The sequence below is a fragment of the Hymenobacter artigasi genome (genome assembly GCF_012275535.1).
In the GTDB taxonomy this organism is placed as follows: Bacteria; Bacteroidota; Bacteroidia; order Cytophagales; family Hymenobacteraceae; genus Hymenobacter; species Hymenobacter artigasi.
Genome location: NZ_JAAVTK010000001.1, coordinates 505016 through 531647 on the forward strand (window position 1 = coordinate 505016; position 26632 = coordinate 531647).

Consider the following 26632-nt stretch of genomic DNA (forward strand, 5'->3'; position numbering starts at 1 on the left):
TTGGCATTCGGACCTTTACACCGTGGTTAGGCCGGCCTAAGTTTTAACTCTTAACTTTTAACCCCTAACTCTTAACTCCCTCAATGCCCAATACCCCTCCTGCCCGTCGTCCCAAGCCCCAACCTTTGAAACCGGTTCGTTCGGGGCGCTTCACGGCGTTTGTGCGCACCATGTGGCTGTTGTTTGGCATGAGCGTAGTGGGGCTGGCGCTGTTTGTGCTGGCCGTGAGCGGCAACTTCTTGGACCTGTTCGGGCGCATGCCCAACCTGAAAAGCCTCGAAAACCCGCGCTCGGAGCTGGCCTCCGAAATTTATTCGGCCGATGGCGTGCTGCTGGGCAAATACTTCCGCGAGAACCGCACGCCCGTTGATTTCAAGGAACTGCCCCAGAACCTGATTGACGCCCTCATCGCCACCGAGGATGTGCGCTTCGAGCAACACTCGGGCATTGATGCCAAGAGCGTGCTGCGGGCCGTGACCGGCGTGCTCACCTTCTCGCACAACGGCGGTGGCTCCACGCTCACGCAGCAGGTGGCCAAGGTGCTGTTCCGCACCCGGGGCGACCTCAACGACGGCACCCTGAACGGCACCGGCAAGCTCGGCCTGCTCATCACCAAGACGAAGGAATGGATTCTGGCCATTCGGCTGGAGCGCAACTACACGAAGCGCGAAATCATCCGGATGTACTTCAACACCGTGGAATACGGCTCCAACGCCTTCGGTATCAACACGGCAGCCAAAACGTTCTTCAACAAATCGCCCAAAAACCTGAGCACCCCCGAGGCCGCCACCCTGGTGGGCATCGTGAACGCGCCGGGCCGCTTTAGCCCCGTGGTGCACCCCGACCGCTCGCGCAAGCGCCGCAACTGGGTGCTGCGCCAGATGGCCAAATCGAATTACATCACCACCACCGAGCTGGCCCAGGATACCGCCAAGGCCATTGTGCTACACTACTCCGTGGAGAACCCCAGCAAGGGCCTGGCCCCCTACTTCCGGGCCGAGGTGGTGAAGTCGCTGCTAAGCTGGGCCAAGGAAACCGACCACGACCTGTATGCCGACGGCCTGAAAATCTACACCACCATCGACTCGCGCATGCAGCAGCACGCCGAGCAGTCGCTGGCCGAGCACATGACGCTCCAGCAAAAGTGGTTTTCGGCCCACTGGAAGGGCCAATTGCCCTGGCGCGACGAGAACGGCAAGATTATCCCCAACTTCCTGGTGAACTCCATGCGCCGCACCCAGCGCTACAAGTCGCTGATGGCCCAGTACGACGGCAACCGCGACTCGGTGAACTACTACCTGCACAAGAAGTACAAGATGCAGGTATTCTCCTGGCAGGGCGAAAAGGAGATGCTGATGTCGCCATACGACTCGCTCGAATACTACAAGCGCTACCTGCAGGCCGGCTTCATGGCCATGAATCCGCTCAACGGCCAGATTAAAGCTTGGGTAGGCGGCCCCAACTACAAGTTCTTCAAGTTCGACCACGTCCGGCAGGGCAAGCGCCAGCCGGGCTCCACCTTCAAGCCCATCGTGTACGTGGCGGCCATCGACCAGGGCTACTCGCCCTGCTACCCGCGTCCCGACGTGGCAACTACTTTCCCGGCTGTGGCAGGCCGTGCGCCCTACACGCCCCACAACTTCGAGGGCAGTTTTTCGGGCCGCACCTTTACCCTGAGGCAGGCCTTGGCCCGCTCCATGAACTCCATCACGGCTTGGCTGGTGATGAAGCTCACCCCCGAAACCATCGCCGCCTACGCCAAGCGCCTCGGCGTTACCTCGCCCGTCGATGCGGTGCCTTCCATGGGCTTCGGCACCTCCGATTGCAGCATTTTCGAGCTGTGCGGGGTCTATTCCACCTTTGTAAACAAGGGCGTGCATACCACTCCCATTATGGTTACCCGCATCGAGGACAAGAACGGCAACGTGCTGCGCGAGTTCGTGGCCCGCACCCGCGAAGTCCTCAGCGAAGAAACCGCCTACATCATGACCAACATGCTGCAGGCCAGCACCACCGAGCCCGGCGGCACCAGCACCATCCTGCACACCGGCTTCAAGTTTCCGTATGAAATCGGGGCCAAAACCGGCACCACCAGCAACTACTCCGATGCCTGGTTCATGGGCATTACCCCCGACCTGGTGTGCGGCATGTGGGTGGGCGGCGAAGACCGCAGCATCCACTTCCGCACCGGCACCTACGGCCAGGGCGCGCGCGAGGCCCTGCCGCTCTACGGCCTCTTCATGCAGAAGGTGTACAAAGACAAGCGCATCGGCATTAACACCGGCCCTTTTCCCAAGCCCGCCACCCCGCTCAGCATCGAAATCGACTGCTCAAAATACTACGGCGGCCAGCGCGACACCATTCCCGCCGACCAGAAAATGCAGGTGCCCGACGCCGGCGACCTGGACGACAAGGACATCTAAATCACAGATTGCCGCTGATTCATTTAGCTTAATCACGCAAGCGGCGGTTTTATAAGGAATGGCCGGCGACTTTTGCCGGTCATTTTTTGTTATTGATGACACCTCTTTGCCCTCCAAGGGGACTCCCTTTTTAGCGCCCCACCTCCCTCCTTCCCAACACGCCGGCTGAATCAGCGTAACCACGGTTAATCAGCGACAATCTGCGATTTATGGCAGCCAACCCCGAACTGCAAGCCCAAATTTCCGCCCTGCCCCACAAGCCCGGCGTGTACAAGTATTTCGATGATGAGGGCATCATCTACGTGGGCAAAGCCATCGACCTGCGCAAGCGCGTGAGCAGCTACTTCACCAAGCAGGACCACAACAAGAAAACCCAGCAGCTGGTCCGCAACATCAAGCGCCTGGAGTTTACCATCGTCGACAGCGAATCCGATGCCTTCCTGCTCGAAAACAACCTCATCAAGCAGCACCAACCCAAGTACAACATCCTGCTGAAGGACGGCAAAACCTACCCCTTCCTGTGCCTCACCAACGAGCGGTTCCCCCGCCTCATCCCCACCCGCAACAAGATTAACGACGGCTCACGCTACTACGGCCCCTACGCCAACGGCACCGCCCTCAACGTGCTGCTGGAACTCATCCGCGCCCTCTACCCGCTCCGCACCTGCAACTACAACCTGAGCGCCGCCAACGTCGAAGCCGGCAAGTTCAAGCCCTGCCTGGAACTGCAAATCGGCAACTGCAACGCGCCCTGCGTCGCCCGCGAAGACGAGGCCACCTACAACGCCTACATCCAGCAAATCCGCAACATCCTCAACGGCGACCTACGCATCCCCAAGCAGTATTTCCGCGAGCGCATGAGCGCCGCCGCCCAGGATATGCAGTACGAGCTGGCCCACCAGTTCAAGGTCAAACTCGATAAGCTGGAAGCCTTCCAGGCGAAGTCTACCATCGTAAGCGACACGCTAACCAATATCGACGTGTTTGCCATCGCCAGCAACGAGAAATCGGGCTTCATCACGTATTTGAAAGTGATGAACGGCAGCATCATCCTCACCCAATCCCTCGAAGTCACTAAAAAGCTGGATGAGGAAGATGCCGAAATCCTCGCCCCGCTCATCATGCAGCTGCGCCAGGAGTTTGAAAGCGAGTCGCGTGAAATCCTTACCAACGTGGCTGTCGAACTCCCGCTCCCCGGTGTGAACCTCGCCGTTCCCCAAATCGGCGACAAGCGCAAGCTCCTCGAGCTGGCCATCAAAAATGTGCTTTACGCCCGCAAGGAGAAGGAAAGCATGAATGAGAAGAGCAAGGACAGCAACGAGGTGCGCATCATGGAAACCATCAAAAAGGACCTGCGCCTTACCGAGCTTCCCAAGCACATCGAGTGCTTCGACAACTCCAACTTCCAGGGCGATAACCCGGTGGCCGCCATGGTCTGCTTCCGCAATTCCAAGCCCAGCAAGCGCGATTACCGCCACTACCACATCAAAACCGTCATCGGCCCCAACGACTTCGACTCCATGTACGAAGTCGTTTCCCGCCGCTACCGTCGCCTGGTGGACGAAGGAGCAAGCCTCCCCCAATTAGTCATCGTCGATGGCGGCAAGGGCCAGTTGAGCATGGCCGTCAAGGCCCTTAAAGACCTCAACCTCTGGGGCCAGATTGCCATCATCGGTATCGCCAAGCGCCTCGAAGAAATCTACGTCCCCAACGACCCGTTGCCCATCTACATCGACAAAAGGAGCGAGTCCCTCCGCCTCTTCCAGCGCATGCGCGACGAAGTGCACCGCTTCGGCATCACCTTCCACCGCTCCCTTCGCGACGCCGGCACCCTCAAAACCGAACTGACCGACGTCAAAGGCCTCGGCCCCGTCACCGCCGAAAAACTCCTCAACAAGTTCAAGTCCGTCAAGAAAATCCGCGAGCTCACGGAGGCCGAGCTAATTGCCGAAGTAGGCAAGTCCAAAGCCAAAATCCTCCAAACCTACCTCGCCGAAAACGAGGCCCCCGCCCACCCCATGCCTCCCCGCCAGCTTCCCAAACCAGCCTAATCAACCAAATAAAAAAGCCCTCGCATCGCTGCAAGGGCTTTTTTGTTTTAACCGAATCGACTACAAAATCTGTGTAATCCGCTCAAATCCGAGCTAATCCGTGGTCTAGAAAGACCACAGATTATACTCGTACTCTACCAGGTCAGCCGCCGTCTGCTGAGCAGCCAGGATGCCTTGCTGAGCGCCACCGTAGATGTCATCCAAACGGCTGTCGCCAGCGTTCGACACCTTGGTGATGTACGAGTTGAACAACCACAGCTCAAACGCATCAGCGAGGTTCTTGTGCTGCGCATCATTCTCGGCGTTGAACCAGATGGCATTCTGCGGATTATTACGAAACACCTTCACCAAGTCGCTGTACTTGAAGTAGCCAATGGGCTTTTCAATGCCCGACGTGTTGGCGGGCAGCGTCGAAGGAACAAAAAGACCAATGGACTTAATGTCGTGATACATCCGCGACCGTTTCTTGTCGAAAATCATATCTTCCTTTAACTCCATCTCATACAGGTCCTTGTACCGGTATTCGTTGGCCGGAGGAACCGGTTTGGCCACCGGGGCAACCGCTACGGTTTCGTAGATGGTCTTACCCTTCTTATCCTTCATCGGCTTGCCATTGGCACCAATCTTCGGCTTGCGCACGGTTCTGGCAGCGTTACGAGCAGCCGGTTTGGGAGCGCCCCAATCATCCCCGCCACCGCCCAGGTCAGACTGGCTAAAGCCAGCTGCTTTTTCCTCATCGCTCAATTTCACTGCCTCATCGGCATATGACATGTTGGACGAGATTTCCTGCGGGTTGAGCGTAGACGTCAGCGAATCATTCTTGTATGCCTGCAATTCGCCCCGCTTCACGGCCTCCAGAATCACCCGGCTGATTTCTTTGCCTTCGGAAAACATCGGCTTGTTCTGCTTCTCACGCAGGTCTACCTGCCGCCAGATGCTCTTGCGAAACATTTGGTCCGACGGCGGAATCGGCCGGTGCGAGCCGGTGCTGCTCGCCGTAGTGGCTTGCTCTTGCGCCGAAACCGACAGCGAAAGCGACAGGCCCGCCGCGATAGCGGCCAAGGTGTGAATGGATTTCATAACGGGCAAAAGCAAATTGATTGTAAGATAGTTCGCTAACGTAACTACGGTGTAGATATTATAGCAGCGGGATATTGAACTGTTTCGAAACGCTTACCGGCTCAACGCTGCCCTGGAAGGTCTGGCGCTGCACTTCTTTCACTTCGATATACAGACGGTCGCCGTCACGATAGGCATTCACCACATCGCTCAGGTCAGCCTGCGGGCCGCTCACGGTCTTCGTCGGCAAAGCCGGACGACGGCCACGTACCAGCGTCACTTCGTAGCGCGACACGCGGAACTTCGCGTCATCGGGCAGGAAAGTAGCAAAACCAGCATCCGGGATGGCGCGCAGGTTCAGCGAGCGCACAGCCGTACCGGGGGTACCCTGCTTCTCGTTGGCCTGACGGCCGCCCACCCAGCACTCAATGGTGGGCTTAGGAATAGGACGCACCTGGAAAGTCTGCGAGCCAATGGCATTGCCACCGCTGCTAACATTCAGGGTTACTTCTCTTGCGCTAGGAACCAGCGTTACGTCACCAGTCTTGGCACCCTGGATAGCCGAAGCACCCGAAGCCGAGAAGCTAGGCTTGTACTGAGCACCCAAAGCGGGCACCGAAACGTTCAGCTTGTTGCCGCACTTGAAGTACAGTGCCTGCACCGAAGCCGACTGAATCTGCATCACCGGCTTGGTGATGGTGTAAGGCACTTTCACTACGAAAGTAGTATCGCGGCCATTCTGGTTGAATTTAATCCGACCTTCCCATGAAGCCTTGGCATTACCGGAAGCATCGAAGCCACCCGGACGGGCCGTGAACTCTACTTTGCCGTGGCCATCGGCACCCACTGCGAGTGGGCTGCCGTTCAGCGTCATCTTCTGCTGAAGGCCGGTGGCCGAAGCAGTCAGGAACAGCTCGGCTTTGTACTTGGTGCCGGCAGCCACCGTGTTCGACTCTGCGCTGGCAAAAGCACCGATTTTGTCGAACGAGATGATGGTAGCACCTACTTTCTTAGCCTGCTCCGACAGGGCATCAGCTTCCAGCTTCAGCACAGCGGTTTCCTTTTGCGACAGTACTGCCAGGGCAGCTACCAGCGGCGTATTCTCAAAGTTCAGCTCAGCAAAGTCCTTGTTGCGCTGCTCCATGGTCGTATGCTCCTTGGAGTTGATGATACGCGAATCCTCTTTGCCGTCCAGTGCCAGCGGAGTTGCATCCGGCACGTAGGTTTTGATGAAGGTCGAGTAGCTGTTCAACTCCGCTTTCAGCGGGTATGCCAGGCCATTCTTTTTGCCGCCCAGCATGATTGGCATCACTTTGTTGTTGGCGTCCGGGTCTTTAAAGTCGGGAGCGCCTTTAACGTTGCCCGTGCCAGCAATGAGTTTGTCGCGAACGTCCTGCAGATAGGCAATCATTGCCTTCGTCTTGGTCCGGATTTCCTCGCTTTGCTTCAGCACCGTCACATCGCTAGCGAGGTTGTGGTTCTTGTCTACAGCAGCCTGAATACCTTTCACGGTATTATCGGCCGCCATGTTGGTTTTGCCATTGACGTCAATCAAGCTGTCGTCGATGAACTTGAACTTCAGCAGAATCGCTGAGTTCACTTGGAGCGCCAGAAGAGCGGTCAGCACGAGGTACATCATGCCAATCATCTTCTGCCGCGGGGTTTCTTTTCCGCCTGCCATTATCTGTTTCCGCTAAAATTGGATGAGAACTATCTGATGCGCTGGTCGGTGCTTAGGCCTGGGCCGGGGCACGCATGGCGTTCAGCATGTTGCCGTACACCCGGTTCAGCGACGTCAGGTTGCCCGTCAGGTCGGCTACTTGCTTCTGGAACTGCTCGGTGTCTTTGCCGGCCTGCGTCATGTTCTCCATGGCGTGGCTCAGCGTACCGTAGAACTGGTTCATGGACTTAAGGTGCGTGTTGGCATCCTGCAGTTCCATTTCGTACACGGCATTCAGCGCGCCCAGGTTCTTGGTCACGTTCTGTACCTGCATGTGGTACTCTTTGGCGTCCGAAGTAGCATTCGACATGGCCGAAATAGCTTCTACCGTGTTGCCGTAAGCCACGTTGATTTTGTCGAGCGAATCGGCAGCCGAGCGCACTTTCTTGGTGTATTCGTCGGTCACGTTAGCAGCTTCGCCCAGTTGCGACATCTGCGAAGTGGTGGTGCTGAGGCGGTTCAGGCCCTGGCCCAGGCTGGTGAGGGCTTCCGGCGTTACGTTAGCGTTTTTCAGCATATCGTCCAGCTTCATCGTCAAGCCTTTGGCATCGCTGGCACCACCTACCTGGCGGCTGCTGGTCGAAGGGTCATAACCGTCGTTCAGCTCCGGGTAAACCAGTGCCCAATCCGGCTCGTGAGCGGTGGGCTGGAATGCGCTAAGGGCAAAGATTACTGCCTCGGTTCCAAGACCAACAATCAGCATTTGGTCAGCACCAGCCCAGTGCTCAATTTTAAACAATGCACCGACGATTACAACTGCTGCACCGAGGCCGTAGATTTTGGGCATCAGCGTATCATAGAGAAAACTTTTAGCTGCCATGAGGATAAACGATTGAAAGAGGTTGAAGAGGTGTTGGAAGGGGGAGGGTGGTTGATAGTTGGCGTCAGCCGTTTGAAATTTTAGTTGAGGGAGCTGTTCGTACCCATCCCGATTTGAATCATCGAGCACCGGAAACCGATGTAGGAGCGAGCCGAATCCTGGTATTCGAAATTGCGGGTACCGGTTTCGAGGAAGTACGCAATGTCTTTCCACGAACCGCCACGAACCACTTTGCGGGGCTCATTGTCGTCCGGGTTGGTGGGGTTCAAGTCCCAAACCACCGGCACCGAAGCCTCCATGTAGGCGTCATCGCACCACTCCGAGACGTTGCCGGCCATGTCGTACAGGCCAAAATCGTTGGGAAAGAACGAGCCAACCTCCGCAGTATAGGCGAAGCCGTCGGAAGCGTAGTCGCCACGGCCGGGCTTGAAGTTGGCCAGCATGCAGCCTTTGCTGTTGCGCAGGTAAGGACCACCCCAGGGGTAGGTAGCCAGGTCGCGACCGCCACGAGCGGCGTACTCCCACTCAGCCTCGGAGGGCAGACGGAAGTTCGGGTCGTTGGCCGAGCCGGTTTCTTCGCGGGCGGCATTGCGGAACTTGGTGCGCCAGTTGCAGAAATACTTAGCGGCAAACCAATCGACACCAACCACCGGATAGTCGTCAAACGCCGGGTGGGTGTAGTAGTACTCCAGCAGGGGGTCGCCCATGTGGTAGGTGAAGTCGCGCACCCACACCGTGGTATCGGGGTAGAGCTCGGTCATCACGTACTCTTCGCCCAGCACATCCAAAGAGTCCTGTTTGATGGCATCGACGAACTGGCGGTACTCGTTGTTGGTAATCTCTGTTTCGTCCATGTAGAAGCCGGCGATGGTCACCTGCTTGTTCATGTTGACCATCGAAGCGGAAATATCCTGGTCGGTCTGGCCCATGTGGAACGTACCTCCTGGGCAGGGTACCATTCCAAATGGCACTTCCTGAGGATTAAAGAACGGACGGTCCTCGGAGCCAACCAGGTCACCCGTAGGGCCTTTGCCAAATCCACACCCGCCTAATAATGCCCCGGAAATAGCGAAAAGGGATATTGCTAGAAGCTTGTTCATGAGATTAGAAATTCTGTTTAATTGCCGATACCGCTAAAGTACATTTGGATGGGCAGGCAAATCTACACTTTTTTAGGTCGCGGTGCAATACCTGCCTTTCGTAAAAGGCGACCAAATTGAGGGTAAACACGCTGAATAGCGTAAATAACTCGGTTAATCCGTTTTATTGTTTGCGAGGCCGACTAAATTTTATCCTAACTGAATAGGATAATGCTCATCCTGAGTACAAGATAAGAAAATAGGAGAATTAGAAGCTATAACGAGGCGTGCGAATGGCTGGCCGGGTATTAATCGTCGCTTTGGGCAAGCGGTAGGAGAGCATAATTTCGTGCGAGCTGAACGCCCGGGCATCCTGGTTGAAGGCAATGAAGTCGAACGCATAGCCCAGACGCACAGCATTATCCTTTGCAAAGCTTAAGCCAAGAAGTCCCGAAACGGATTCTTCGGTGCGATAGTTGGCACCAATCCAATACTTATCATCAATTGTGGCCCGAACGCCACCTTCGAAAGAGTAGTTCTTAGCGTTGTTAAATTTACTGGAGCTGGAGAAATCGCCCGGCAATACCGCTTTCGCGAGAATCATCGGCGTTACGACAACGGAAGAGGAGGCCTCAATATTGTAGCCGGCCGTGAAATAAGCGTGATTCTCCGCAATGTACTTGCTGGGCGTACCGGCAGTACCTGCGCTTTTGAAGGAGTACTCCGAACGCAGTAAGTTATTGACACTGATGCCAGCGTAGAACTTTGGCGCTTCGTACCAGATGCCCGCACCGGCATCGAACTTGCTGTCGGAAGCACCGCTGGGCACGTTCACGTCGTTTTGGTCGATGGCTATATAAGTGCCTTTGCTTAGGTACGTGTAAATACCCTGAATGCCGAAGCCCAGCTTACCCGAACCCAGCTTGACGTGCTGCGAGTAGGAAAGGGCCGTATTGGTCATTTTAGACTGGCCTACCTGGTCGTAGTAAACGGCCAGGCCTACCCCACCGTTGAGGGCCAGAACGGGCAGCGAAACCGTAATCATGCCCGTGCGCGGCGAGCCGTTGTTGCCGTCGAAAGTACCGTTGTAGTTGTAGTACTGGTAACGGCCGATGAGGTTGACCTCCCCCTGGCCTTTAATACCGGCGTAGGCCGGATTTAAATACATGCCATTCAAGCCGTAATGCGTGAACTGGGGCTGCTGTTGGGCAAGCGCCGAGCCAGCCGCAGCCGTGAGCAGCAGAGTAACGAGTAACGTTCCTTTCATAAGGCGGGGTGGTGATGGTGAAAGAAGAGGGAGGTGGGTGTGCAAAAAGGTGCTGGGTGGGCACAATATAGAAGTACAGCTTCCAAATGTAAGGGAAAAACCGGCGCTAAAAAATTCGGGCAAAAAAAACCGGCGCAAGGGTGGGTTGCGCCGGTTCTCAGTTGCTTACGGAAACTATCCGTTGGGTTAGGGGTTTTTAGCGTTGGCTTTTCCGACATCGGTTTGGGCATGCAATCGGATGTAGGCTTCGATGGCGCCGGTCATGGAAGGAGCGTTGGGATGGGGTGCCTCAATGTCGAGAATAAGGCCGGCATCAACCACGGCTTTGGCCGTGGTGGGACCGAAGGCGGCAATGCGGGTACCATCCTGAACGAAATCGGGAAAGTTGATGAAGAGCGAGCTGATGCCGGAGGGGCTGAAGAACGCAATGCAGTCGTATTTCACGTCGGACAGGTCGGACAGGTCGCTGGCGACGGTGCGGTAGATGACGGCTTCCGAAAACTTGAGATTGTTGGCCCGCATGAACACCGGCAGGTCATCCTTGCGGATGTCGGAGCAGGGATACAGGAACTTCTCGCCCTTGTGCTTCTTGATGACGTCGAAAAGGTCGGCCGCCGTGCGCTCGCCCACAAACAGCTTGCGCTTGCGGAGGACGATGTACTTCTGGAGGTAGTTAGCAGTCTGCTCGGAAATACAGAAATATTTCATTTCTGCGGGCATTTCGAGCTTGGCTTCCTGACAAATCCGGAAGAAGTGGTCGACGGCGTTGCGGCTCGTGAAAATCACGGCCGTGTACTCCAGAATATTGACTTTATCCCGACGAAAATCCTTATAGGATACGGGTTGCACATCAATAAACTCCCGAAAATCCACTTGAATGCCGTATTTCTCGGCAATGGCAAAGTAGGGGGAAACGTCGTTGGTGGGCTTGGGCTGGGTAACCAGAATGCTGCTTATGCGCTTGGCATGCCGGCCTGTACCCGGCTTATCTGCACTATCGGCCATACAGGTAGGAAAGGGTAATGCTTAGGACAATAAGAGAGACGAAAGAGCTGAACGAAACTGCCTGTTCAAGGACAATCAATACGTAAAAACAATAAGTTTAAGTAAAACCAACAAAGGCAATACTTCAGTAGCACAAAGATAGGCAAACAAATGTAGATTCAGAAGGGAGGCGTGATGGTGCAGCGTGCGGGCTACCCGCAGCACCGTGCCGACCAGCAAAATGCCAATGGCCGCGCTGGCCGTCCAGGCTACGGCATTGGGCCAGTTGCCATTGAGGCTGAGGTAGAGCAGCAGCACCAGCGGCAGAAACAAACCGGCTAACAGGGTAGTGCGCAGAAACTCGCGGTACTGGATATCGGCCAACGGCTCCAGGCCAAAAATATAGCCCATTATTTTGACATACAGGTACTTGCCGAAAACAAAGGTGGTGATAACAGCCGTGTAGAGCAGCACCCGGGCCACGATGGCCGTTTCGGGCACGTCGAAGAAGCGGCGGAGTAGGGGGAGGTTTTGCAGGTCGGTGTGGATGGCGGTGAGCAGCAGCGCAAACGACAGCGAAAAAAGCAGCACCAATAATAAGTTGAGCAGCGAAAAGGCCGGCTTGGCCAGAAAGGTCTGCTGGTCGCTGTTGCCGTTGAATAGCTCATCGAGCTGAAAAATGCGCGCCATGCCGGGTTGGTAGGTGGTGCGAACGGCCCCGTAAGACAGGCCCAGCACCAGGAGAAAGCCCAGGTAAACGTTTTGCCCCTGGGGGCCGCGCAGGCGAGGCTGGGCCTGGCCAATACGGGCTTTGGCCAGCGGGCTGGCATCGGCATGGGCGCTGCTCACCCCTGAAAACGAGGCCAGAGCCGGGTAGCCATCGGGCTGCCATACGGCGAGCAGGTGCTTGCCGGAAGGGAGCGTGGCCGGCAACAGCCGGGCCAGGTCCAACGAATAGTTGCCAGCTGTGCGGGCCGTGAATAACAGCTGATTATCGACAAACAGGCTGAGGCCGCGCAGGGCTGCGAAGGACAGCGGAAAAGGCTGCGTATGGCTGACGCGCACCCACTGATAGTAGGCATGGGCGGGCTGGTGGTAGCCGGGCAGGTAGAAAATCAGCCGGTTGCGGCCGGCATCGTGGAGGAGCCAGTCGGCGGAGAGGGACGTTGGGGAGGCCGGGGGCAGCTGGTGGTATTCGCTGGCACGCGCCGGGCCGGGCCGGGCCGCGAGCGCCAGCCACAGACCGATGGCGAGCAGCCGCCGCATACGCCACAAGCCCGGGGTTTGCATGGGTGCTGGGGGTGGGGGCTAATTGCTGTTCTCGGTGGCCAGCAGGCGGCGGGAGATACGGCTCTGGTACACGCCGAAAAAGATGCTCAAAAGCGCCGAGAAGATGGCCAGGGCAATGATGAGCACGGTATTGCCGAGGTAGGCGAACTGGATGACGGACAGCGTGACCAGGATGTTGAGCAGGCCCAGCAGCAGCACAGTGCTGATTTGCTGGAAGCCCATGGCCAGGATGCGGTGGTGAATGTGGTTTTTATCGGGCGAGAAGGGCGACTTGCCGGCGGCCATACGCAGCGAGAATACGCGCATGGTATCGAACAGCGGCACAAACAGGATGCCCACTGCTACCGACGGGGCCGAGGAGCCAAAGGGCTGCCCCACCCGCAGGCCCATCTCAATAAATTGGATGGCCAGTACCGACACGATGAAGCCGCAGACGAGCGAGCCCGTGTCGCCCATGAAAATGGGGGCGCGGTGGAAGTTGTAGCGCAGGAAGCCCAGCAAGCCGCCAATGAGGCACACGGCTACGTAGGCGTAATTGCCATAGCTGGCACCGCCGTACTGGTAGAAATAATAACCAAATGTGCTACAGATAATTAGCACAATGGTGCCGGCCAGGCCATCGAGGCCGTCGATGAGGTTGATGGCGTTGGTGATGCCCACAATCACGAAGAAGGTGAAGGCGTAGCTGATGCCTACTGGCAGGGTGCCAATGCCAAGAATGCCCTGGAAACTGGTGAGGCGCACGTCGGCCATTATCATCACGATGCCGGTGGCCAGGAGCTGGCCCACGAATTTTTTGGAGACTGACATTCCCACAAGGTCATCCTTCAGGCCCACGAAAAACAGGATGATGCAGCCGGCCAGCAGCTCTTTCACGCCGTTTTCGAGGGGCGCGAAGATGGTGAGGGCCGACATGAAGCCGGCAAAAACGGCCACGCCGCCCAGGCGCGGCGTGAGCGACTGGTGCACGGTGCGCCCGTTGGGCGTATCGAGCATGTTTTTGAGGTGGGCAATGTAGATGATGGACGGCACGGCGAACAGGGACACCAGCAGCGCCCACATCCAGGACAGGCCTAGTGGAATATCAAAATGAGTCATAGACAATACAGTAAGTAGGGTAGAGTGAAGCACTGGCCGGTTGCCGGCGCGACGTATTTAGCTGTGCAGCACGCCCACCCGGTTGAGCAGGGCAATGTGGGTAAAATTGTCGGGCACGATGGAATCGGGCACGAAGATGAATTTCTTGTCGAAAATCTGGGGACCGTGGTAGTAGCTCACCCAGTACTGATTGTTGAGGTGCAGCAGGGCCGAGTCGAGGGGCTCGATGGGCACGGCGGAGTGGGGCGGCACTTCCTCGAAGAGGTAGCGCAGGGTGGAGGTCCGGACTTTCTCGCCGTCTTCGGGCTGGCTGTAGCCGTTGGCGTTGATGATGACGTTTTCCAGCGGAAACCCGTTGTGATTGAGCAGGTACACCTGCCAGATGGGCTGACCGTCGGGCGTGACGGCATGGTCCTCGGCGGGTACTACGGCTACGGAAACGCCTTCTACGGGGTCAAAGGAAATGTCTTGCTTCACGGACCTCAGATTTAACGGATTTTAACGGATTGCAACGGATTTCAGGTGGTTGCCGGCTCCTCGCTGCTGGTGGCCTCCAGCAGCGCCAGCAGGTGGGGCAGCAGGCGCTCCTGCACTTCGGCGACGGATACGGACCGGGCGCTTCCCAACTCCCGTGCCAAGGAAGTCACGGCTTTGTCGGTGATGCCGCAGGGCACGATGTGGCCGAAGTACGAGAGGTCGGGATTAACGTTGAGGGCAAAGCCGTGGAGGGTGACCCAGCGGCTGCACTTCACGCCGAGGGCGCAGATTTTGCGCGGGTTGGGCGCGCCTTCTTCCCAATCGAGCCACACGCCGGTGAGGCCGGCAATGCGGCCGGCATTCAGGCCATACTCGGCCAGGGTGCGGATGACTGCTTCCTCCAGCACGCGCAGGTACCAGTGGATATCGGGCCGGAAGTTGTCGAGGTCGAGGATGGGGTAGCCCACCAGCTGGCCGGGGCCGTGATAGGTGATGTCGCCGCCGCGATTGATGCGGTGGAAGCTGGCTTCGTGGGCCGTGAGGGCGGCTTCATCAAGGAGCAAATGCTCGGGCTTGCCGCTCTTGCCTAACGTATATGTATGCGGGTGCTCGCAGAGCAACAGGTGGTTGGGGGTAGGCTGCGGGGCTTCGCCGGTGGTTTCGGCTTGGCGGTTCTGGACCTTAATGGCCAGGGTAGCATCCATGAGCTGCTCCTGGAGCTGCCAGGTGGGCACGTAGTCGACCAGGCCCAGGCGCTGCACGTGCAGGAGCCGGTTGGGAGCAGGGCGGGCGTCGTCGGGAGCGGCGGCGTCGAGCAGTTGCGGGGGGAACTGTTCTACGAAGGAGGCCATGAGTGGGAGTTGATGAAACAGGACGCAAAGGTACTAAGCGCGGTAGGCTTTAGCCTGACCCATTGCCTAGTTGTTGGCGCACGCCGCCCAAACTGTTAGCTTGCGCCGCGCCTGGCCCCTCCCCTGCCCTTGCTATCACCCCGGTCTTTACCCGCTACCTGCCCATGGCTCACGCCCATCACGAACTAGGCCAGGCCGGCGAAACGGCGGCGGCCGACCATTTCCTGGCCCTGGGCTACGAGGTGCTGGCCCGGGGCTACCGCCACGGCCGGGCCGAGGTAGACCTGGTGCTGCGGCGCGGCACCGAACTGCTGGTATTCGCGGAGGTAAAGACCCGCTCCTCGGGCCAGTTTGGCTCGCCCGAAACGTTTGTATCGGCCCGCAAAAAGGAATTATTCCGCCTCGCGGCCTCGCACTTGCAGGAGGAACTGGACTGGCGCGGCGATATCCGCTTCGACATCGTGGCCCTGACCTTGCTCAGCCGGGGCTTCCGCATCGAGCACTTCGAAGACGCTTTTTATTAATGTGGGAAATATGGGGAATGTGCTGATGTGGGAGATTTGGTCATTCCATCATAATCTCCCACATCAGCACATTCCCCATATTCCCCACATCTCCCACATCAAAAAATCACCGGCGCTTGGGCAGCACTTTGGCCGGGGCGCGGGGCACGATGCGCGGGGCTACGGTGCGCCGCTGGCCGGGGCGGTCCTCCACGTCGGGCTGGCCGCGCTTATCGATGTTCTTTTCCTTGTCGAAAATGAGCTTGGCACCGCGAGCATATTCACGAATCAATTCGGGCTCGGTTATTTCGGGGTCATACCCCGTCTCGCCGTACTGATACTCGTAGCGACGGCGTCCAAGAAAGCCCCAGTACTTGGTCCAAACGCCCACGCGCTTGCCGTTTTCGAATTGACCGCGCCAGTCGGGCTGGCCATTGATGAGGAATTTGGCGTAATCACCTTCCAGCTTGCCGTTTACGTAGGGCACCACTTCGTTGATGAGGCTGCGGTCTTCGCCGTAGTAGCTTACGTTAGCATCGCGCGGAAAGCCCATTTCGTAGTGAGTTTTGGTGAGGAGCACACCGTTTTTATCGAACCGCTCCCAGCGCAGGTGGCGGGTGCCGAGGGCGTAGTAGCCGGTTTCGAGCACCTTGTTGTTCTGCATTTTCTTGTAGGGGCCGTGCAAAATTTTCAGGTTGACCGCATCTTCTTCCACGGCGGCCAGCTTCAGGATTCGGTGCTTCTTGGTGTCGTAGTAATAGTGGGCGGGCGCATAGGCATTGAGGGTTTTCGGATACTTCAGGAAGTAGAAAATCTCAATAATCTGGTTGCGTCCCTTGGGGCCGGTCTTGGTGAAAGCCCGCTTCATTTTCTCGCCCAGGAAGACGTTTTTCTTCTTCTTTTTCGACTTGCGCTGGGTGTCCTTTTCGGCATCCTTGGCTGCCTTCTCCTGCGCTTTGGTGAGCACCACCTTGCGGGCCGTGCTGAGCGAGGGCTTGCCGTTGAGCGAGTCGCCGGAGCGCGTGAGCGTGTCAGTGCCGAGGGCGGCCCCGATGGGCTGCTCGGGGTTGCTGTTGAAGGAAACGGCTTTGCGGGTGCAGGCCCAGGGCAGCAGCGTGAGCAGCACCAGGGCCATGGCCAGAAAGCGTAGCGGCCGGAGCCACAGACTAATAATACGCATGAATTGCACGGGGTATTTTCGCGGCATCAACGCAAAGGTAGGCGGGTTTGGTGCCCGGCAACCGGGGGCTCGAAACAGAAAAACGCGTACCGGCCAAGCCGGCACGACGGCTGGCAGTGCCGGAGCCCGTACGTAAGGCCGGTCTATCAGGGCGGATACTTTATCTTTAGCGACTCCTATTCCCTGCCGCCTTTCTCCATGAAGCCAACGCTACTTTTTACGGCTGTGCTACTGCTTAGCAGGCTTGCTGATGCCAGCGCGCAGGAAACAACTACCTCAACGCTCGAATTTATTGAGAACAAAGGGCAATGGGATGGCCACGCCCGCTACGCGGCGGCCCTGCCCGGCGGCCGCCTCTTTGCCGAAACCGATGGCCTGACCTTCGCGCTGCTGGCCGATGACGGCCGGGCCCACCACGGGCGGCACACGGCCCACGACGCCCCCCCGACCAACCAGGCCGTGCGGGGCCACGCTCTCACCCTGCACTTCGAAAACGCCGGCCCGGCCCTGCTCACGGCCGAAACGCCCACCCCCGAGCACCGCAGCTATTTCCTTGGAGCCGACCCCACGCACTGGGCCGGCGATGTGCGCAGCTACCGCCAGCTGCGCTACGCCGGGCTGTGGCCAGGCATTGGGGCACGGGTGTACGAAAGCGCCGACCAGCGCCTGGAGTATGATTTCACGCTGGCCCCGCATGCCAATCCGGCGGCCATTGGCCTGCGGCACGACGGGGCCGATGCCCTAACTCTGGATGGCGAGGGCAACCTGGTGGTGAAAACCAGCGTGGGCAACCTCACCGAGCGCGCCCCGCAGGCCTGGCAGACCAACGCCGCCGGCCAGCGCCGGGCCGTGCCCTGCCGCTACGTGCTGGCGGGGCGCACCGTACATTTTGCCCTGGGCAGCTACGATACCTCCCGCCCGCTCACCATCGACCCGGTGGTGATATTTGCCACCTACACCGGCTCGACGGCCGATAACTGGGGCTTCACGGCGACGTATGATGCGCAGGGCAACCTGTACTCGGGCGGCATTGCCTTCAGTGCCGGCTACCCGGCCAGCCCGGGCGCGTTCCGGACCACGTTTGCGGGCCTTATCGACATTGCCATCATTAAGTATAACCCCCGGGTGAACGGGCCGGCGGCGCGGGTCTGGGCCACCTACATTGGCGGCAACGGGCCGGATTTTCCGCACAGCCTGGTGGTGAATAACCAGGGCGAGCTGCTGGTGCTGGGCTCGACGGGCTCCGGCAACTACCCCACTACGGCCGGGGCTATTCAGCGCACTTTTGGCGGCGGTACGGCGGCGGAGCCTTTTGGCAACTTTGGGCCGCCGTATGACCTGCCCACCGGCTCGGACCTCATTGTGACCCGCCTGAACGCCAACGCCACGGCCCTGGTGGGCTCGACCTACCTGGGCGGCAGCGGCAACGACGGCGTGCTGCCGCTGGACCGCAACCTCTCGCCCTTCGCCACCCAAAAACAGCTGGTGCACAATTACGGCGACCCTTTCCGGGGCGATATTCTGGTGGATGCGGCCGATAATGTGTACATCGCCTCGCACACGGCTTCGACTGATTTCCCGGTGGCGCGGGGCTTCGGGAACAACTATCGGGGCGGCACTTCCGATGGCGTGGTGTGCAAGCTCACCCCCACCCTCACGGCCATCACCTGGGCCAGCTACCTGGGCGGCGCGGGGGCCGATGCCGCTTATTCCATTCAGCTGGAGCCCGGCAGCGGCGATGTGTACGTGGCTGGTGGCACCACCAGCGCCAACTTCCCGGCCACGGCCGGGGCCTACCGCACCACCGCGCTTGGCGACGTGGACGGCTTTGCAGTACGCATTGCGGCGGCCGGCACCAGCGTATTGCGCGCTACGTACGTGGGCACGGCCGGCTACGACCAGGCGTATTTCCTGCAAACCGGCACCGATGGCGGCGTGTACCTGCTGGGCCAGACGCTGGGCCAGTTCCCCACCACGCCCGGCCTGTTCCGCACGGCCAACGGCACGCAGTTTATTCAGAAGCTCGATGCCAACTTAAACCAAAGCCTGCTCACTACCTCCTTCGGCAGCCTCGACCCCGACAACGCGGGCCGGGTGAGCCTCGACCCCACGGCCTTTCTCGTCGACCGCTGCGACCGGGTGTACGTGTGCGGCTGGGGCGGCATGGTGAACGGCCGCTACCTGCCCGATTTCCCGGCCGCCAACCCCTACCAGGAGGGCAACGGCAGCACCACCCGCCTGCCCCTCACGGCCGACGCGCTGCAATCCAGTACCGATGGCAACGACTTCTACCTGGCGCAGTTTTCGGCCGGCCTCACGGCCCTCACCTACGGCACGTACTATGGCAACGTGGACCCCAACGGCGAAGGCGAGCACGTGGATGGCGGCACCTCGCGCTTCGACCCGCGCGGAGTGGTGTATCAGGCGGTTTGCTCGTGCTTTGCCTACACGGGATTTCCCATTCCGCCGGGCGCAAATACGTATTCGACCACCAATAACAGCGGGACGCTGGGCGGGCCAGCCGGCTGCAACAACGCGGCGTTTGTGTTCAACTTTCAGCCTAACATTGCCAATGCCGGCCCGGCGCAAGCCCTGTGCGTCACGGGCAGCCCGGTGCCGCTGGTGGGTACGCCCGGCGGCGGCACCTGGACCGGGCCGGGCGTGACGGGCAGCGTGGCCACAGGCTTCGTCTTCACGCCCACGCTCGCGCTGGTGGGGGTGAATACCGTTACCTACACGGTGCTCAGCACCGGCCTGTGCACCACCACCGACACGCGCCGCATCACGGTGCTGGCCCCGCTCACGGCCGGGGCCGATACGGTGCTGTGCGCCGGCAGCACGCTGGCCGTGCGGCTGAGCGGCACGCCAGGGGGCGGCACGTTTACGGGGCCGGGGGTGACGGGCAGCGTGGCCACGGGCTTCGTCTTCACGCTGCCGGCCGGGTTCACGGGCACCGCTACGCTGACTTATACCGTTGCCAATGCCACCTGCTCGGGGGCCAGCACGGCTACCCGGCGCGTATCGGTAGTTCCAATATCGGCGGTACAAGCCAGCTGGCAGCCCGTAGCCTGCCCCGAAAACCGCCAGGTTCCGCTCACGCTGCGCTTTCTGCTGGTTAGCTCCGCTAATTCTTCGACCCCCACGGCGGTCTGGGATTTTGGCGATGGCACGCAATCAACCGAGTTAAGCCCCGTTCATACCTATACCACGCCCGGCAACTACCAGCCCCTGGTGCGGCTGCGCTACAACCAGAACCCTTGCGAAACCACGGCAACCGCACCGCCGGTTGAGGTGAAAGAGCGCAAACCCGTGCCCAACATCATCACGCCCAACGGCGACGGCCAGAACCAGACGTTCCAGCTCGGTACCGGCTGCGCGCCCCGCTTGCAGGTGTTTTCGCGCTGGGGCCAGAAGATATTTGAAGCGGCCGCCTACCACGACGAATGGAATGCCGACGGCCAGCCCAACGGCGTGTACTACTACCTGGCCACTTATCCGGATGGGCAGCAGCTGAAAGGCTGGGTGGAGGTGCGGCGATAGCAGGACCAAAGAGAGGGAGTAGCCTGGCGGGTCATGCAGCGCGCAGCGAAGCATCTTGCCCGCCGGCAGCAATTATTTACTATCGCGGTAGAGATGTTTCGCTGCGCGCTGCATGACGTACTCACAAGCCTCATTACGCCCGGAAAACCACGCGCTGCCACAGCCAGCGCACATCGGCCCAGCCGGGCACGATATCCACCCACGTCGCCTCGATGGCCCGGCGGTAGCGCCCCACCAGGTACAGCACCCCTGCCGCGTAGGAGGCCGACATGCTCAGCGCCGCCCCCACGATGCCCAGCGGCGGCACCAGCAGCAGGCAGGCGGGCACCGTCACGGCCAGGCCCAGCAGCGTAGCGCGGTTGTTGATGCCGTACTGGCCCGTGCCGGCGAAGTAGGTGCTGGCCTGCATGCCGGCCCCGTTGATAAGGATGCCGGGAGCCAGCGCCATAATTACGCCGTGCGCCGCCCCGAACTCGGGCCCAAAAATGGCGGCCAGCCACCCGGCCGGCACGGCGGCCAGCACCAGCACCGCCCCGGCCGTGGCCAGCAGCGTGAGCCGACTGCCGCGCAGGGCAGCGTGGGTTTGCTCGCGCTTGTCGGGCGCGTTCACCAGGGCCACGTATTGAATGAGCGCCGTGCTGCGCGGAATCAGCCAGATGGCCTCGGCCAGCGCCACCCCTACCGAGAGGATACCCAGCGCCCGGGTATCGGCTAGGTACACCACGGCGTAGTAGCTGAAGCGGTAGTTGGCGAAGGCCAATAAATTGCTCAGGTGCGCGCCCCGGCTGTGGCGGGCCAGCTCGCGGGCCGCCGCCCGGCGACGGATGCGCCGGCTGCCCCAGGCATCGGGCAGGCGCAGCAGCAGCGCCGTGCTGATGAGCCACGGCAGGCCGTAGGCCAGGTAGTTGGCATAGTAATAAGCATCGATGGAAAGCCAGCGCAACGGCCCGAACGCCACCGCCAGCGCCACGGCCAGCAACCCGGCCTGCGTGGTAGTGAGCACGTTGTAGGTCCGTTCCCGCTGCCGGCCCAGCAGCAGAAATACGTTGATGGACAACAGCACCTGCACCAGCGCCACTGCCCCGAGGTGCAGCACATAGGCAGCGCTCACCGGCCGCAGCAGGCCCACCAAGGCCGCCCCGCCCAGGCTCACGAGCGCGCCCCAGCCGTAGGCCGGCAGCAGCAGCAGCCACACATTGCGGCGCGGCACCAGATATATCAAGGACGAGCCGCCCACCAGCCCGGCCAGCAACGCCAGCCCCGATACATCGGTCACAAACAGGCTGACCTGCCCGCGCCCCGCCGCGCCCAGGCACCGCGCCGTGAGCCACACCACCGCGAAGCTCAGCCCCGCCGTGAGTACCCGCGCCGCAAAATGCTGGAGAATGCGCTTAATCATAGAGGAAGGCAGGTATTCGTCGGCTTCCAGCTGGCAGACACCTGCTGAAGCCAAAACGCCGGCTTTTGTACCGGTTCTGTACTTTTATTACTCGTTTAATACTTTTTGATACAATTCTCCAAAGGCCCGCCCTACCGCTGCCGGTGCACACCGTGCCGTAGCATCAGCCCGCAGCTGCATTGGGTCGAAGCAAATACCGTTGTCAATCACCTGTTTGATAGCATTTTCTAACGCTGCTTCGTCGTCAGGATTCACCAGCAGGCCAAAGGCATTTTCGGGTTGAAAAAGCTCCGGCACGCCGCCGGTGCGGGTGGCCACTACCGGGCAGCCACTGGCCCGCGCCTCCAGCAGCACGCAGCCGAAGGTTTCGGCGCGGCTGAAAGATACCAGCGCGGTAGCACGGGCCATTTCGGCGGCCACGGCCTCATGCGGTAGCTTGCCGAGGAAGGTTACGGTGCCATCGGCCAGCAGGTCCAGCTCGGTGGCGTAGGCGTGTAGCGCCTGCTCGTCGGGACCGTAGCCGGCAATGCGCAGCTGCAGGCCGGGCGAAGCAGTACGCAGCCGCGCCACCACTCGCAGCACGCCGGAGATGTTCTTCACCTGGTCATGAAAGGCGGAAACGTGCAGCAGCGTGGCTTGGTAGATTGGCGGGTTGGTGGATTGGTGGGTTGGTGGGTTGGGGTGAAAAAGCCCGGTATCTACCACGTTGGCGATGACCACGGAGCGCGGGTTCACAAAGCCCAGCGCGGCCATGGCCCGCCGCAACCCATCCGACACGGTGTGCAGGGCCGCCGCCTGGCGCACCACCGCCCGCGTGAGCACCCGCCGCAGCCCGGAAATACCGCCGGCCCGCGCGGGCAAATACAGCGTCCAGTGCTCGGTGACAATGAATGGGATGCCGCGCACCGCCCGCAACGCCCACGCAAACAGGCCCGTGCGCAGCAGTACATGTACATGCACTAAATCGGGCCGCTGGCCGCCCCAGTGCTGCCGCAGCCGCCGGTAGCCGCGCAGCAGGCACCAGAAATACAGCAGCAGCTTCAGCGGCTTATCAACCAGGCCCAGGCCGGTGGGCACGGCGCGGTAGTAATAGCGCAGCGTGGGCCACGCGCCGCTGAAATCCTCATCTGCCGCAATCAAGCCCGGCAGCGGCCCGCGCGCCACGGCTGCGAACAGCACCGCCACCTCCACACCGCCGTGCGCCGCGATGGCTGCTACGTGCCGCGCCACAAAGTCGCCGTCCTGGTCGTCGTAGCGGTTGGGGTACCACTTGGGCAGGTGCAAAACACGGGGCGATTTCAAGGGAGAAATGCGGAGAATGAATGGGCCTATGGGCCGGCAAGTTACGGCCTGGGCAAAGGGCCGACGCATAAAAAAGCCGCCGCTCCCAAGGGAAGCGGCGGCTTGAAGAGTAGCAGGCTTGCGAACTAGAACGAGTAGCGCAGGCCCAGCTGCCCCTGCCAGCGCGAGGCCAGTTGGTCGATGGAGTAGGTGGCCGGCGTGCCGTAGGTGAAGGCCGGGCGGTTGAACGAGTTGGCGTTGTAGCTGGTCGAGATGGTGCCGGCACCATCGGCGTAGCCCACTTGGGTGAGGCCGGTGCCCAGCGTCGAGTTGAAAGTATTGGGCACGAAGTACTGGCGGCCCCAATTGCTATTCAGGAAGTTGCCGAAGTTGATGATGTCCAGCGAAACCTGGATGGTGTGAGCCTTGGGCGTGATGCCAGCGGCGTTGGCTTCCAGGTTGCCAAGTTTCACGTCCATCATCAGGCGAATGTCGGCCTGGTTGTTCCAGGGGGTGCGGCCGGCATTGCGCTCGGTGTACTGGCCCCGGCGGGTTTTCAGGTAGCTGTCGTTGTCCACGAAGCTGTTGAAGGCGGCGCTTTGGGCACCGGAGGCATCCACACCGTAGCCGTTGGGGTTGGTGGTAGGCACTACGGGGCCGGCCCCTTTGCTCACAAACACGATGTCGGAAGCCGAAGTCGGGATGTAAGCCAACTGCACGTTCTGCTGGCCGTTGCCGAAGAAGTTGTTGTTGTAGACCCAGGTGTAGGGCGAGCCGCTGGCGTAGGTCAGCACCGAGGTGAAGTAGCCGGTGAAGCGCTGGGCGAAGGTCTTGTGCAGGTTGATGGAAGCCACCACGCGGTGGCGCAAGTCGAAGTTGGAGTAGGCCAGGGCGGGGTTGTTCACGTTCAGGGCCGGGTTCAGCTCCCAGTTGCTCTGGGGCGAGTTGCGGATGCCGTTGCTGATGTCCTTGCTCTGGCCGTAGGTGTAGGCCACCGAGGCATCCACCAGGTTGTTAATGGTTTGGCCCACCGAGCCGGTGAGCTGGTAGCGGTAGCCCTTCTGAGTATTAGTCAGGAAAAAGGCGTTCGAGAAGCCCGAATTCACCTTGCCGCTGGCGTACACGGGACTCTCGGTGGGGCCGTTGGCCAGGTAGGTCACCTTGTCGTTCAGGTTGATGTTCTCAAACTGCACGTCCTGCAAGGTTTTGGTATAGAGGCCTTCCACCGAGAAGCGGGTGCCGGTTTTCAGCTTGACATCGAAGGCCAGCGACGAGCGCCACACCTGCGGCATCTTGAAGTTATTGTCCACCAGGTTGGCCTCGGTGGGGCTGCTCTTCAGGTTGTTGGGGTTGTAGTTGGCCGTGGGCAGCTGGCTGTAAATGTTGTTCGGGTTCTGGTTCAGGTAAACGGTTTTGGGACCCGTATTGCTGGCCGACTGAATATTGTTGTAGTCTACCGAGTTGAAATTCACGCCGTTGTTGTAATAAGCGTAGCCGAACCAGGCAAACGGCACGCGGCCGGTGAAGATGCCCGAGCCGCCGCGAATCACGAACGAACCGTCGCCCTTCGCGTCGTAGTTGAAGCCCAGGCGGGGCGAGAACTGCACCTGGCCCAGGTAGTTGTTGTTCAGCTGCGTCCAGGGCGTGTGCGAGTAGGTCTGGTTCAGCGTGTTCACGTCGTTCTGCGGGTTGTTCACCAGGGCCGTGTTCAGGGCCGGCTTGGTGGGCAGCGAGGCGATATCGAAACGAATGCCGGGCGTGATTTTCAGCTTATCGGTCACGTTCCACTCGTCCTGCAGGTAGGCGCTGTAGAAGTTGATGTTGAACGCGGCCGACGGGTTGTTGTAGTTGTACTGGTAGGAGTTGTCGCCCACCGTGCCGTTGTTGTAGGTACCGCGGATGCGACTGGGCTTGTCGGCCAGGAAGTCGTTCACGTTGTTGTACTCGATGCGGCCGTTCCAGGAGTTGATGAAGCCGTAGTCGATGTTGTAGAACTCGTTGTGCGTGCCCAGCGTGAGGGCGTGCGCCCCCACGTAGTACGTGAAGTTGTCGGTGAGCTCAAACGTCTTCTGGCGGGTGTTGAAGATGCTGGCCTCGCGGTCCGAGCCGAGCAGAATCTGGTTCGAGCCCGAGTAGTAGCTTGAAGTACCGAGCGTGCCCGGCGTGGTGCCCACGTTGTTAATCTGCACGGCCGGAAACAGGTTGGCCTGGCCGCCCAGCAGGTCGCGGTAGTCGTGGATGTTGGTGTAGCCCAGAATCAGGTTGTTGGCAAACTTGCTGCTGAAGTTGCTTTTCACTTCCAGCACCGTCGAGTTTTGCACATTGTGCTGGGTGTAGTCCTGCGAGCCAAACTTGAACAGACTGCCCGAGCGCTCCAGATTGGTGGCTTCCGAGGTGATGAAGTTGTGGCGCAGCGCAATGCTGGTCTTATCATCGAGGTTGAAGTCGAGGCGCCCGAAAATCTTGTTGCTGTTCGCGTGGATGTTGTAGGCCCCGTACTCGCCCACGTTGTAGCTGGCCGTACCCAGCGAGCCATCGGCATTCTTCACCGTGTAGTTGCTCAGCTTATTGGTAATGGCCTGAGCCAAGTCCGTGGTCACGGGCGAGCCGGGCGTGCCGGCGGCGTAGAACTGCGGCTCCTGGCGGCGGGCAATTTCGGCGTTGGTGAAGAAGAACAGCTTGTTCTTGATAATGGGGCCGCCGATGCGGAAACCCGTCTGATAGTCGTGGTAATCCGAGCCGATGCGCGCCTTTTCGCTGTCGATGCTGCGGCCGGTCACGTTCTGGTTGCGGCCGTAGCCATACACCGAGCCCGTCACCTCATTGGTGCCGGAGCGCGTCACGGCATTCACCGAGCCGCCCGTGAAGTTGCCCAGCTTCACATCATACGGGGCCACCGAAGCCTGAATTTCCTGAATGGCATCGAGGGAAATGGGGTTGGCGCGGGCCGAGCCGCCGGGCAGGCCGCTGGTGCCGCTCTGCCCACCCAGCGAGGGCGAAAAGCCGATGGCGTCGTTGTTCACGGCCCCGTCCAGGGTCACGTTGTTGTAGCGGAACGAACTGCCCGCAAACGAGCCGTTGGCGTTGCGCGGGTCGAGGCGCGTGAAGTCTGACAGGCTGCGCGAGATGGTGGGCAACTGCTGGAGTGCTTCGCGGCCCACGGTGGTGCCGGCCCCGGTTTTGGTGGCCTGGGTGTTGCCCACCACCACTACTTCGTTCAGGGCCTGGCTCTCGGTGGCCAGCACAAAGTTGAGGCGGGTGGTATTACCCAGGGTCAGGAATACGTCGGTCACGGTCTGCTCCTTGTAGCCCACGTAGGTCACCGTAACCGAGTAGGGGCCGCCGGGAGCCAGGTTCGGAATCGTGAAGCGGCCATCGGGCTCGGTGCCGGTGCCGCGCTTGGTGCCGGTGGGCAGGTTGGTGGCCACCACGGTCACCCCAATAAGGTCTTCGCCTTTGTCGGAAGTCACTTTTCCGCTCAGGGCGGACGTCGTTACCTGCGCCGAAGCTAGGTGTTGAATGACCAGAAAAAGCAAGCTGAAAAGAGAAGCTCGCAGTCCATTGACATACTTCATGATGAAGGGGGAATGTTTGAGCCACAAAGTTCCGG

The 26632-nt window shown here is 59.9% G+C and carries 18 protein-coding genes; 4 read left to right on the forward strand and 14 right to left on the reverse strand.

Going from position 1 to position 26632, the window contains the following annotated elements; genetic code table 11:
* Nucleotides 1-125 precede the first annotated feature (125 nt).
* Nucleotides 126-2423: a penicillin-binding protein 1A gene (locus HBN54_RS02035; RefSeq protein WP_317170141.1), complete on the forward strand. Its 2298-nt coding sequence runs from the start codon at nucleotides 126-128 to the stop codon at nucleotides 2421-2423.
* 209 nt (nucleotides 2424-2632) lie between these two features.
* Nucleotides 2633-4474: an excinuclease ABC subunit UvrC gene (gene uvrC, locus HBN54_RS02040; protein ID WP_168671471.1), complete on the forward strand. Its 1842-nt coding sequence runs from the start codon at nucleotides 2633-2635 to the stop codon at nucleotides 4472-4474.
* Between the two features lie 105 nt (nucleotides 4475-4579).
* Here the strand turns inward: uvrC and porN are convergent, their stop codons facing one another.
* The 10 genes from porN to lipB all read right to left on the reverse strand — a co-directional run bounded on the left by porN (nucleotide 4580) and on the right by lipB (nucleotide 15119).
* Nucleotides 4580-5554 carry a type IX secretion system ring subunit PorN/GldN gene (gene porN, locus HBN54_RS02045; protein WP_168671472.1) on the reverse strand — a complete coding sequence of 325 codons (975 nt, stop codon included), beginning with the start codon at nucleotides 5552-5554 and terminating at the stop codon, nucleotides 4580-4582.
* Between the two features lie 58 nt (nucleotides 5555-5612).
* Nucleotides 5613-7214: a type IX secretion system motor protein PorM/GldM gene (gene porM, locus HBN54_RS02050; RefSeq protein WP_168671473.1), complete on the reverse strand. Its 1602-nt coding sequence runs from the start codon at nucleotides 7212-7214 to the stop codon at nucleotides 5613-5615.
* 52 nt (nucleotides 7215-7266) lie between these two features.
* Entirely contained in the window at nucleotides 7267-8073 is an 807-nt protein-coding gene (gene porL / locus HBN54_RS02055) for a type IX secretion system motor protein PorL/GldL (RefSeq protein ID WP_235955342.1), read from the reverse strand.
* Nucleotides 8074-8153: 80 nt separating this feature from the next.
* Nucleotides 8154-9173, reverse strand: a complete 1020-nt coding sequence (gene porK / locus HBN54_RS02060; RefSeq protein WP_168671474.1) for a T9SS ring complex lipoprotein PorK/GldK — start codon at nucleotides 9171-9173, stop codon at nucleotides 8154-8156.
* A gap of 247 nt (nucleotides 9174-9420) precedes the next feature.
* Entirely contained in the window at nucleotides 9421-10419 is a 999-nt protein-coding gene (locus HBN54_RS02065; RefSeq protein ID WP_168671475.1) for a PorP/SprF family type IX secretion system membrane protein, read from the reverse strand.
* Nucleotides 10420-10605: 186 nt separating this feature from the next.
* Entirely contained in the window at nucleotides 10606-11424 is an 819-nt protein-coding gene (locus HBN54_RS02070) for a uroporphyrinogen-III synthase (protein ID WP_168671476.1), read from the reverse strand.
* 75 nt (nucleotides 11425-11499) lie between these two features.
* Nucleotides 11500-12693 carry a DUF4271 domain-containing protein gene (locus tag HBN54_RS02075; RefSeq protein WP_168671477.1) on the reverse strand — a complete coding sequence of 398 codons (1194 nt, stop codon included), beginning with the start codon at nucleotides 12691-12693 and terminating at the stop codon, nucleotides 11500-11502.
* An 18-nt stretch (nucleotides 12694-12711) separates the two neighbouring features.
* Nucleotides 12712-13791 (reverse strand): MraY family glycosyltransferase, encoded by a 1080-nt coding sequence (locus HBN54_RS02080; RefSeq protein WP_235955343.1) that lies wholly within the window; start codon nucleotides 13789-13791, stop codon nucleotides 12712-12714.
* Between the two features lie 57 nt (nucleotides 13792-13848).
* Complete coding sequence (locus HBN54_RS02085; protein WP_168671478.1) at nucleotides 13849-14268, reverse strand: hypothetical protein; 420 nt, start codon at nucleotides 14266-14268, stop codon at nucleotides 13849-13851.
* Between the two features lie 41 nt (nucleotides 14269-14309).
* Nucleotides 14310-15119 carry a lipoyl(octanoyl) transferase LipB gene (lipB, locus tag HBN54_RS02090; protein ID WP_168671479.1) on the reverse strand — a complete coding sequence of 270 codons (810 nt, stop codon included), beginning with the start codon at nucleotides 15117-15119 and terminating at the stop codon, nucleotides 14310-14312.
* A 164-nt stretch (nucleotides 15120-15283) separates the two neighbouring features.
* On the opposite strand from lipB, the gene HBN54_RS02095 reads away from it, so the two are divergent.
* Nucleotides 15284-15643, forward strand: a complete 360-nt coding sequence (locus tag HBN54_RS02095) for a YraN family protein (RefSeq protein ID WP_168671480.1) — start codon at nucleotides 15284-15286, stop codon at nucleotides 15641-15643.
* A gap of 106 nt (nucleotides 15644-15749) precedes the next feature.
* On the opposite strand, the gene HBN54_RS02100 is transcribed toward HBN54_RS02095, so the two are convergent.
* Complete coding sequence (locus tag HBN54_RS02100; RefSeq protein ID WP_168671481.1) at nucleotides 15750-16802, reverse strand: toxin-antitoxin system YwqK family antitoxin; 1053 nt, start codon at nucleotides 16800-16802, stop codon at nucleotides 15750-15752.
* A gap of 198 nt (nucleotides 16803-17000) precedes the next feature.
* Between HBN54_RS02100 and HBN54_RS02105 the strand changes: the two genes are divergently transcribed.
* Nucleotides 17001-20342 carry a DUF7948 domain-containing protein gene (locus tag HBN54_RS02105; RefSeq protein ID WP_168671482.1) on the forward strand — a complete coding sequence of 1114 codons (3342 nt, stop codon included), beginning with the start codon at nucleotides 17001-17003 and terminating at the stop codon, nucleotides 20340-20342.
* A 133-nt stretch (nucleotides 20343-20475) separates the two neighbouring features.
* Here the strand turns inward: HBN54_RS02105 and HBN54_RS02110 are convergent, their stop codons facing one another.
* From HBN54_RS02110 to HBN54_RS02120, 3 genes are all read right to left on the reverse strand, one after another.
* Nucleotides 20476-21741, reverse strand: coding sequence for a lipopolysaccharide biosynthesis protein (locus HBN54_RS02110; protein WP_168671483.1), 1266 nt, complete (start codon nucleotides 21739-21741; stop codon nucleotides 20476-20478).
* Nucleotides 21742-21828: 87 nt separating this feature from the next.
* Nucleotides 21829-23043, reverse strand: a complete 1215-nt coding sequence (locus HBN54_RS02115; RefSeq protein ID WP_168671484.1) for a glycosyltransferase — start codon at nucleotides 23041-23043, stop codon at nucleotides 21829-21831.
* A 125-nt stretch (nucleotides 23044-23168) separates the two neighbouring features.
* The gene (locus HBN54_RS02120) at nucleotides 23169-26597 is read right to left on the reverse strand and encodes a TonB-dependent receptor (RefSeq protein WP_168671485.1); all 3429 of its coding nucleotides are present in this window, start codon (nucleotides 26595-26597) and stop codon (nucleotides 23169-23171) included.
* Nucleotides 26598-26632: the final 35 nt, after the last annotated feature.